Consider the following 9081-nt stretch of genomic DNA (forward strand, 5'->3'; position numbering starts at 1 on the left):
TGATGATCCAGGGCTGAAGCGGCAGGGCTTCGACCTTTTGTCGCACTCGCTAGAGGTCGGACATACCTTCTCGATGAACACGCTTGGCTACTACTTCCTGCAGGACGGCAGCGACCACTATGAACCCGAACGCGGGCTGCGTTACCTGCAGGAAAGCGCCGCGCGGGGCGACATCTACGGTTATGACAATATGGGCTGGGTCGCGCTGAATGGCGCGGGCGGGACAGCGCGCGATCCGCAGGCCGCACTCGACTGGTTCCGCAAGGCGTCGGATGGCGGCCATCCCCGCGCGCCCACCAGCATCGGCCGCATGTATTTCAATGGCGATATCGGCGGCCGCCCCGACTTTGCCGAGGCGGTAAAATGGTATGATGAAGGGTTGCTGCGTGGTGATGGCTGGGGCGGGGCTAATGCCGCCTGGGCCATCGCCCAGAACCCGCCCGCTGGCATGACCATCGGCGATGCCGCAGCCCGGGCGGCAAAGGCAGCCACGCTGCGCAATGCTGATGCGGCCGCATCGGCACAGCAGCTTCTCGACACATTGCCAGCCAAGGCAATCGATATGGGTACACAGGTTCTGATGAATGATCTCGGGGCCGAAATTGCGGCAGATGGAGCATTTGGTCCTGCAAGCGAAGACGCCTTGTCAGGCATCGGCGCGCGCTTCGGAGCGGCCTTCCCCACCGATACGATGGAACGACTGATCGCGCTCGCCAGACTTTACTGGACGACAAACAAGTTCCGCGTCGATCTTTATTAGGGCTGCACCCGCGCGGTTACCCGACCGCCCTCAGAATCGGTTCGATATCGGGAACCGGTTCTACAGGACAGGACGGCGGCAGCATGTCATCGTCCATCAGATCTTCGATGAACAGGCTGAGAAGCTGCGGACGCCCGGTAACACCCGATTTGCGATAGATGGCATTGGTCTGCGCCTTGACCGTACCTTCGGCAGTTCCCCGAAGTGCCGCAATTTCCGGCGTCGACATTCCTTTGATCGCGAAGAGTGCCACGTCTTTCTCGGCCGAGGTCAGACCCCAATCATGAAACCGGGTCTGCATCAGTTCCATGAATGCGCCCGAGACCTGACGAAGCTGATCCTCGGCACGCTTCTGACGGCGCAGGCTGCGGGTCAGGACGGTGACACCAAGCGCTGCACCAAAGACCAGACCCAGAACGGCACCGATTTCAAGCAGCTCCTTGATTTCCCAACTCAGTGGCCTGTGCTGAATACCAAGGAAGGTCAGCAGGGTTTCCCCCACCAGAAAAGCTGCGCAGAGAATTTGCACGAACAGCAGAGCAACAAGGGCAATCAGATCACGCATTCATCCGGACCTGCGTGATTTCGTCAGACGCCTGAAGGGGATGCGCATTACTTTGGGGCATCTCTACCCTCTTTCTTTCCCCGACGTCCCTTCCTTTCGCCCTTGGCCTCTTCTTTTTCGCGGCCGCCGTCGGTTTCACTACCGCCAGTTTCGCCGCCACCGCCGGTCTCACCGCCCCCGCCGGGTTCGCCACCGCCGCCGGTCTCACTGCCGCCGCCGGGTTCGCCACCCGCACCACCGCCAGCTTCACTCCCGCCACCGGCACCCTTGCCGTCACGAGAGTCAGACCCTCCACTTTCCTTGTCACCGCCGGAACCGCCCTCGTCGTCTGACCCTGAGCGGGAACCGTCATTGTCATCGCGGCGGTTCGACCTCCGCGCGGTCCTGGACTGCCGGTCGGCAGGTTCTTCGGTGTAGTCGCGAAGCACCTCGCCCGATGTCGGATCGAGCACAACTTCGCGCAGCTTTCTTCCCTTTTTCGCCTGGATTTTTATCCGCCCAAGCCAGGTGCGCTTTCGCTCGGTTATGCGAAAGCCTTCCTTGTAGAGGCGATGAGTGACCTCATCCTCACCCTGAGATGCAAGGGCGGTGCCAGAAGTGGCAACGAAGAACGTACCGGAAAGAAGGAACTCGCGTCTTTTCATAATCGCACTGCGCAATGCCCCCGTCAGGCATCGTGGTCAAACACTTGGTAAACATCAAGTATTTCCCATATGCGGATGGTTTAGGACGCGATTTCCTCAACAATCCCCGTCTTCGTCGCGGATTTCTTCGGAAATCAACGCCATTCCATTTTCGTCATAGCAACGCTTGATACCGATTCCCTCATTATCGATATTTTCCATGACGCAGATTCCAGCCCGGTTGAACCTGCGCTGGACGTTTCCGCTGTCACCCTTGGCTTCGATCAGCAGCATGTCATTGCTCCAGCGCACGTCGACTTCACTATAGCCCGCGGCCGTCATGGAACTAAGCTGCTCGCGCACGATGTGGCCGAGATTGGCTTTCGGGTGCTGGATGGCGATTGCCCCTTTGGGCGATGCTGAGATGCTGGTCATGTGGATCATCTTACTTTCCTTGTCATCGTTTCCTGTCTCCGCCACGCCCAGGTGAACACTCGTTACGAACGGCGCGTCGTCGGCCTCAACTTGGCCATGAACTGCCGTGAAAGCGCCATAAACCGACGACGGATGGGGATAAACCGGAGTTTATGGCTGTTCCAAAAGGGGAATCTGTCGATCCAATCCGATCTGACGGGAAATTTTGCGTCGCAATCGGCAACGATTCCCGGGTTCAGTGACAATCGCTGTAACGAAAAAAGCCGGGACTCAAAATGGATATGCCCGCACCAGGATCGACGGCGCGGGCATATCCGAATCGAAACCAAGGGGCTGAAACGCCCCGAAACCTGCTTCAGGTCAGGTATTCATGTCGAAGCCAAGATGCTTGGCGACTGCGAAGATATCCTTGTCGCCCCGGCCGCACATGTTCATCACGATGATGTGGTCCTTTGGCAGTTTCGGCGCGATCTTCATCACATGGGCCAGTGCATGGCTGGGCTCCAGTGCCGGAATGATGCCTTCCAGCGCGCAGGACAGCTGGAACGCCTCCAGCGCCTCCTTGTCGGTGATCGAGACATAGGTTGCCCGCCCGGTATCATGCAGCCAGGAATGTTCCGGCCCGATGCCGGGATAGTCGAGGCCGGCCGAGATCGAGAAGCCTTCGAGGATCTGGCCGTCCTCGTCCTGCAACAGATACGTCCGGTTCCCATGTAGCACGCCGGGACGCCCGCCGGTCAGCGATGCGCAATGCTCCATCTTCTCGTCCACACCCTTGCCGCCAGCCTCAACCCCGATGATGTTGACCGAGGGATCGTCAAGGAACGGGTAGAACAGACCCATCGCATTCGACCCGCCGCCGATGGCGGCGATTACCGTATCCGGCAGGCGGCCTTCGCCCTCCTGCTCGGCCAGTTGCCAGCGGACTTCCTTGCCGATGACCGACTGGAAATCGCGGACCATCGCCGGATAGGGATGCGGACCCGCCACGGTGCCGATGCAGTAGAACGTGTCGCGGACATTGGTGACCCAATCGCGCAAAGCGTCGTTCATCGCGTCCTTCAGCGTACCGCGACCGGATGTCACCGGCACCACCTCGGCACCCAGAAGCCGCATGCGGAAGACGTTCGGTGCCTGCCGCTCCACGTCATGGGCGCCCATATAGACAATGCATTTCAGCCCGAACTTGGCGCAGACGGTCGCGGTGGCCACGCCGTGCTGACCCGCCCCCGTTTCGGCGATGATGCGGGTCTTGCCCATACGGCGGGCAAGGATGATCTGGCCCAACACGTTGTTGATCTTGTGCGCGCCGGTATGGTTCAGCTCATCGCGCTTCATATAGATCTTGGCGCCGCCGAGGTGATCGGTCAGGCGTTCGGCAGAATAAAGCGGCGAAGGACGGCCGACATAATGCTTCCAGAGCCAGTCCATCTCGGCCCAGAAGCTGTCATCGGTCTTGGCCTTCTCATACTCGGCCTCCAGATCGAGGATCAGCGGCATCAGGGTCTCGGACACGAACCGCCCGCCGAAGATGCCGAACCGGCCCTGTTCGTCCGGACCCGTCATGAAGCTGTTGAGTTGATCATTGGCCATCGTGTCTGCCCTCTCCTGACGTGCCCGGGCTTAGCGCGGCTGGGGCCGCACGTAAAGATGCCCGAACGTCCGTCACCCATCCGACATGCATTTATGCTATTATAGCGCATTGGTTCATAGATTATCGGAGACCGCCATGGCCCGTCGCGGCGTCAGCTTTGCCAGCTTCAACCTCTACAACCTCAACGAACCCGGCCTTGCCATCTACAAGGATACAGATGGTTGGGATCAGGATATATATGACCGCAAGATCGCCTGGACCGCAGTGATGCTGCGGATCATGAAGGCCGATGTCTTCGGTTTTCAGGAATTATGGCATGCCGACAGCCTGACGGCGGCTTTGGCCATGGCCGGGCTCGACAGCGAATACACCGCCATCGCCCCGCCGGGGCATGCGGGGCAAAAGATTGTCTGCGCGGCGGCCGTGCGCTCTGCGATCCTGACCGGGACACCGCGCTGGATCGAGAACTTCCCGGACGATTTCATCCTGAAAAGCGGTGGCGATGACAGCCAGACCGGCGATATCGAGGTGCTGATCGACGCCTTTTCACGCCCCGTCCTGCGCCTGACGATCCAGCCGCATGCGAATGCACCCGAAATCGTGGTCTTCGTCTGCCATTTCAAATCCAAGGGGCCGACCCAGATTTTCCGCGAGGGATGGTACGACAAGGATGTTCATGGCCGCCATTCCGAAGCGATCGGCGGGGCGCTGTCGACGATCCGCCGCACGGCCGAGGCGATGGCGCTGCGCATGATGCTGACCGAAGAAATGAAGAACACCGATACACCCGTCGTCGTGATCGGTGACTGCAATGATGGTCAGCATTCCAACACCCACAACATCCTGACCGGTCAGCCGCGCTTTTTGACAACGCTCTCAAAGGGCGGCGGCGACAACGACCTTTATTCGGCGCAGACCCTTCAGCAGTACCGCAGCGAAAGGGATGTCTACTACACGCATGTCTATCAGGATATGCGCGAGTCGCTCGACCACATCCTTGTCAGTCAGGAATTCTACGACAATTCCCGCAAGCGGATCTGGGCCTTCGACGGGCTGGAGATCGCCAACGATCACCTGAACAGCGACGACCAAAAGGAAAGCGGCACCGGCGATCACGGCGTGGTCCGGGCGCGGTTCGTCTACAACCCCCCCGAGGAGGTGGTGGCATAGTGCAGTCCCGTCCCGGACCTGATCCGGGACCTCCGCCCCCCCACCCCCATCCCCTCCCTACGAGGGGGAGGGGAGCCGCCCGGTTCGAGGCGTGGGTCAGCGGGACAGGTCGTGAATCAGCCGAGCGGTTTCTTGAACCCGGTATGAGAGGGCGTGAATCCGAGATGTTCGTAAAAGCGCCTTGCGTCACGGCGGTCGGCATTCATCGTCAGTTGCATCAGCCCGCAACCGGCGGCGCGGGCGCGGGCCTCGGCATCGGCAAACATCGCGGCCCCGATCCCCTGTCCCCGCAGATCGGTGGCGACACGGACGCTTTCCACCTGCGCCCGCTGCGTGGCGCGCAGCGACAGGCCGGTGATGAAGGTCAGCTGATAGGTGGCGACGATACGACCGCCATCCTCACCGACAACCACCGTATTGCCGCCCTCGGCCCCTATCGCGTCAAAGGCGGCGTAGTAATCCTCCAGCCCCGCCCCTTCGCGTTCCGCGCCAAGCGCATCGTCCCTCAGAAGCGCCACGATTGCCGGCACATCCTCGCGCCGGGCTTCGCGGAACCGGATCATGCCGGAACCACCCCTTTCGCCGCCGCGATGAAGGCACGGATCAGGTCCGCATCCTTGAGCCCCGGCGCGCTTTCCACGCCCGAAGCCACATCAACCTGCCGCGCATTGGTCGACCGGATCGCCAGCGCGACATTGTCAGGCGTCAGCCCACCGGCCAGCATCCACGGCCTGCGCCAGACGCGGCCCAGCAGAAGCGTCCAGTCAAAGGTCAGCCCGTTGCCGCCGGGCAGAACCGCATCCTTGGGTGGTTTGGCATCAATCAGGATCTGGTCGGCCACGTTCTGATAGATATCAAGTGCGGCCAGGTCGGCGCGGTCGGCAATACCGAGCACCTTCATCACCGGCAATCCGTAGCGCGCCTTGACCTCGCTCACCCGTTCGGGGCTTTCGGCACCGTGAAGTTGCAACATATCGAGCGGTACACCGGCGGTGATCGCATCCAGCTCGGCATCGGTAGCATTGACGGTCAGCGCCACCTTGGCCACGCCTGCGGGCACCGTCAGCGCCAGTGAAGCCGCGTCCGGGATGGTGACACTGCGGGGCGATTTCGGGAAGAAGTTGAAACCCAGATATGTCGCCCCCGCCCTTGCGGCGGCGTCGATATGTTCGGGCTCTCTCAGCCCGCAGATTTTCACGCGGATATCCAAATGACCTCTCCGGGATGCAGGTCAGCCGGCCTTGCGGCCCTCAAGCAGCGCCAGGACATCGTCCTCAACCTCGGGCTTTTCCGCCTTGAGGCGGCTCACCTCCCGCTCCAACCGGCCCGCCTCGCGCTTGTGCTGGCTGGCGGCGGCGCGGTGTTTCGCCTCGCGGAACCACTCCCAGACAAAACCGATGCCAAGGCCCGCAACGATACCGGCAAAGATCGCCACGAACAGCGGCAGTTGTACGGACCAGCCGAAACCAAGGAAGCTGTCCAATTCTTCCGGCAACAGCCGGAGCGTCACCAGTTCGCGATTGGCAGAGGCGACCGCGACCAGCGCGATCCCCAGAATGGAAAGAAAGAGAAGGCGGAGCATGCGCATCATGCGCGATCCTTACCCCCCGTTGAGACGGTCCCGCAAGAGCTTTCCGGTCTTGAAGAAGGGAACATGCTTTTCCTCGACCTCAACGGATTCGCCCGTGCGCGGATTGCGGCCGGTGCGGGCATCGCGTTTTTTAACCGAGAACGCGCCGAAGCCACGCAACTCAACCCGATCACCGCGCGCCAATGCTTCGGTGACCTCTTCAAAGATCGTATTCACAATCCTTTCGACGTCCCGCTGAAAAAGGTGCGGGTTCTCTTCGGCAATCTTCTGAATCAACTCCGACCGGATCATTCACAACCCCCCTTGTCGGCCATCCCACCGGCAGCCGCAGATTTTCGTTGAATGAACTATAGGCGCAATCCGCGCGGCGACAAACAGGAAAGCCCTTGGAAAAGCGAGGAATTCCATCGTCTTTGGGGTTCGGGAAGCCGGGAATCGGCACCGAAGCCGACACTGCGGCGCAGCAATCCGGTCTCGACGGGGGTGAGCAGGGTCCGACAACGGGTCTTCCCCTGCGGCGATTCGTTTCCGAAACGGAAACGGCCCCGCCGATGGCGGGGCCGTCCGATTGTCATATCGACAGGCTTACTTGTCGTCCGAACCCTTCAGGGCTGCGCCAAGAATGTCGCCAAGCGATGCGCCCGAGTCGGACGAACCGTATTGCTCCACGGCTTCCTTCTCTTCGGCGATCTCGCGGGCCTTGATCGACAGACCCAGACGGCGGGTCTTGCTGTCGACATTGGTCACGCGGGCATCGACATGATCGCCAACCTGGAAGCGCTCAGGGCGCTGATCGGCGCGGTCGCGGGCAAGGTCCGAACGACGGATGAAGGATTTCATGCCGTTGTATTCGACCTCGATGCCACCATCTTCGATCGCGGTGATCGTGGTGGTGATGACCGAGCCACGCTTCACGCCGTCAACGGCATCCGAGAACGTGTCTTCGCCCAAAGCCTTGACCGAAAGCGAGATACGCTCTTTCTCGACGTCCACTTCGGTGACTGCGGCCTTGACCACGTCGCCCTTGCGGTAGTTCTGGATCGCATCCTCGCCGCGCTGTTCCCAGCTGAGGTCGGAGAGGTGAACCATGCCGTCGATGTCGTTCTCGAGGCCGATGAACAGACCGAATTCGGTGATGTTCTTGACTTCGCCCTCGATCTCGGTGCCGACCGGGTGGCTTTCCGAGAAGACTTCCCACGGGTTGCGCATCGTCTGCTTGAGACCAAGCGACACGCGACGCTTCGCGGTGTCGATCTCCAGCACCATGACGTCGACTTCCTGAGAGGTCGAGACGATCTTGCCCGGATGGACGTTCTTCTTGGTCCAGGACATTTCCGAGACGTGGACAAGGCCCTCGACGCCCGCTTCCAGTTCGACGAATGCACCGTAGTCGGTGATGTTCGTGACACGACCCTTGTGAACCGAACCCAGTGCGAACTTGTCCTCGACCGAATCCCACGGATCGGACTGAAGCTGCTTCATGCCGAGCGAAATGCGGTGGGTTTCCTTGTTGATCTTGATGACCTGGACCTTCACGGTCTCGCCGATCGACAGGATCTCGTTCGGGTGGTTCACGCGGCGCCACGCCATGTCGGTGACATGGAGAAGGCCGTCAACACCGCCAAGGTCAACGAAGGCACCGTATTCGGTGATGTTCTTGACCACGCCGTCGACCGTCTGGCCTTCGGTCAGGTTGCCGATGACTTCCGCACGCTGTTCGGCGCGGCTTTCTTCGAGGATCGCGCGGCGGGAAACCACGATGTTGCCCCGGCGACGGTCCATCTTGAGGATCTGGAACGGCTGTTTCATGCCCATGAGCGGGCCCGCATCGCGGACCGGACGGACATCGACCTGCGAGCCGGGAAGGAACGCAACAGCGCCGCCCAGATCGACAGTGAAGCCACCCTTGACGCGGCCGAAGATGGCGCCGTCGACGCGCTCTTCCGCTGCATAGGCTTTCTCGAGACGGTCCCAGGCCTCTTCGCGGCGGGCTTTCTCGCGCGACAGCACAGCTTCGCCGCGGATGTTCTCGACGCGGTCGAGATAGACCTCAACCTCGTCGCCGACGGCGATTTCGGCGGGCTCACCGGGATTTGCGAATTCCTTGAGATCGACGCGGCCTTCCATCTTGTAGCCGACATCGATGATGGCCTGGCCCGCTTCGATGGCGATGACCTTGCCTTTGACAACCGAGCCCTCTTCGGGGGTGTCGATCTCGAAGCTTTCTTTAAGGAGGGCTTCGAATTCCTCCATGGTCGCTTTAGCGCACATGCGTGTTCAGTTCCTTTATCTACATGTTTCTGGCCATGCGGTTGGCTCCGCCGGTCTTTGATGGGTCTCGCC

11 protein-coding genes are annotated in these 9081 nt (G+C 60.9%); 2 read left to right on the forward strand and 9 right to left on the reverse strand.

Annotated elements, in window-relative coordinates; all coding sequences use genetic code 11:
* The coding region (locus WBB85_RS12300; RefSeq protein ID WP_432638901.1) for a tetratricopeptide repeat protein at positions 1-760 on the forward strand (760 nt) is incomplete at its 5' end.
* Between the two features lie 16 nt (positions 761-776).
* On the opposite strand, the gene WBB85_RS12305 is transcribed toward WBB85_RS12300, so the two are convergent.
* The 4 genes from WBB85_RS12305 to trpB form a co-directional block, all read right to left on the reverse strand.
* Entirely contained in the window at positions 777-1325 is a 549-nt protein-coding gene (locus WBB85_RS12305) for a helix-turn-helix transcriptional regulator (RefSeq protein WP_432638902.1), read from the reverse strand.
* Positions 1326-1372: 47 nt separating this feature from the next.
* Positions 1373-1969, reverse strand: coding sequence for a hypothetical protein (locus tag WBB85_RS12310; RefSeq protein ID WP_432638903.1), 597 nt, complete (start codon positions 1967-1969; stop codon positions 1373-1375).
* Positions 1970-2065: 96 nt separating this feature from the next.
* Positions 2066-2392 carry a hypothetical protein gene (locus WBB85_RS12315; protein ID WP_432638904.1) on the reverse strand — a complete coding sequence of 109 codons (327 nt, stop codon included), beginning with the start codon at positions 2390-2392 and terminating at the stop codon, positions 2066-2068.
* A 351-nt stretch (positions 2393-2743) separates the two neighbouring features.
* Positions 2744-3976: a tryptophan synthase subunit beta gene (gene trpB / locus WBB85_RS12320; RefSeq protein ID WP_432638905.1), complete on the reverse strand. Its 1233-nt coding sequence runs from the start codon at positions 3974-3976 to the stop codon at positions 2744-2746.
* A 136-nt stretch (positions 3977-4112) separates the two neighbouring features.
* Here trpB and WBB85_RS12325 point away from each other — a divergent pair, with 136 nt between their 5' ends.
* Positions 4113-5147 carry an endonuclease/exonuclease/phosphatase family protein gene (locus WBB85_RS12325; protein ID WP_432638906.1) on the forward strand — a complete coding sequence of 345 codons (1035 nt, stop codon included), beginning with the start codon at positions 4113-4115 and terminating at the stop codon, positions 5145-5147.
* A gap of 116 nt (positions 5148-5263) precedes the next feature.
* On the opposite strand, the gene WBB85_RS12330 is transcribed toward WBB85_RS12325, so the two are convergent.
* The 5 genes from WBB85_RS12330 to rpsA form a co-directional block, all read right to left on the reverse strand.
* Positions 5264-5710 (reverse strand): GNAT family N-acetyltransferase, encoded by a 447-nt coding sequence (locus WBB85_RS12330; protein ID WP_432638907.1) that lies wholly within the window; start codon positions 5708-5710, stop codon positions 5264-5266.
* Positions 5707-6357, reverse strand: coding sequence for a phosphoribosylanthranilate isomerase (locus WBB85_RS12335; protein WP_432638908.1), 651 nt, complete (start codon positions 6355-6357; stop codon positions 5707-5709). Before WBB85_RS12335 ends, WBB85_RS12330 begins: the two co-directional genes overlap by 4 nt.
* A 21-nt stretch (positions 6358-6378) precedes the next feature.
* Complete coding sequence (locus WBB85_RS12340; RefSeq protein ID WP_432638909.1) at positions 6379-6738, reverse strand: lipopolysaccharide assembly protein LapA domain-containing protein; 360 nt, start codon at positions 6736-6738, stop codon at positions 6379-6381.
* A 9-nt stretch (positions 6739-6747) separates the two neighbouring features.
* Positions 6748-7029: an integration host factor subunit beta gene (ihfB, locus tag WBB85_RS12345; RefSeq protein ID WP_432638910.1), complete on the reverse strand. Its 282-nt coding sequence runs from the start codon at positions 7027-7029 to the stop codon at positions 6748-6750.
* A 294-nt stretch (positions 7030-7323) separates the two neighbouring features.
* Positions 7324-9009 (reverse strand): 30S ribosomal protein S1, encoded by a 1686-nt coding sequence (gene rpsA, locus WBB85_RS12350; protein WP_432638911.1) that lies wholly within the window; start codon positions 9007-9009, stop codon positions 7324-7326.
* Positions 9010-9081: the final 72 nt, after the last annotated feature.

The sequence above is a fragment of the Albidovulum sp. genome (genome assembly GCF_049646345.1).
Taxonomy (GTDB): domain Bacteria; phylum Pseudomonadota; class Alphaproteobacteria; order Rhodobacterales; family Rhodobacteraceae; genus Albidovulum.

Coding starts and splice junctions, on each gene's coding strand:
- WBB85_RS12305 (WP_432638902.1), bottom strand. CDS start 1,325: ATGCGTGATCTGATTGCCCTTGTTGCTCTGCTGTTCGTGCAAATTCTC.
- WBB85_RS12310 (WP_432638903.1), bottom strand. CDS start 1,969: ATGAAAAGACGCGAGTTCCTTCTTTCCGGTACGTTCTTCGTTGCCACT.
- WBB85_RS12315 (WP_432638904.1), bottom strand. CDS start 2,392: ATGATCCACATGACCAGCATCTCAGCATCGCCCAAAGGGGCAATCGCC.
- trpB (WP_432638905.1), bottom strand. CDS start 3,976: ATGGCCAATGATCAACTCAACAGCTTCATGACGGGTCCGGACGAACAG.
- WBB85_RS12325 (WP_432638906.1), top strand. CDS start 4,113: ATGGCCCGTCGCGGCGTCAGCTTTGCCAGCTTCAACCTCTACAACCTC.
- WBB85_RS12330 (WP_432638907.1), bottom strand. CDS start 5,710: ATGATCCGGTTCCGCGAAGCCCGGCGCGAGGATGTGCCGGCAATCGTG.
- WBB85_RS12340 (WP_432638909.1), bottom strand. CDS start 6,738: ATGATGCGCATGCTCCGCCTTCTCTTTCTTTCCATTCTGGGGATCGCG.
- ihfB (WP_432638910.1), bottom strand. CDS start 7,029: ATGATCCGGTCGGAGTTGATTCAGAAGATTGCCGAAGAGAACCCGCAC.
- rpsA (WP_432638911.1), bottom strand. CDS start 9,009: ATGTGCGCTAAAGCGACCATGGAGGAATTCGAAGCCCTCCTTAAAGAA.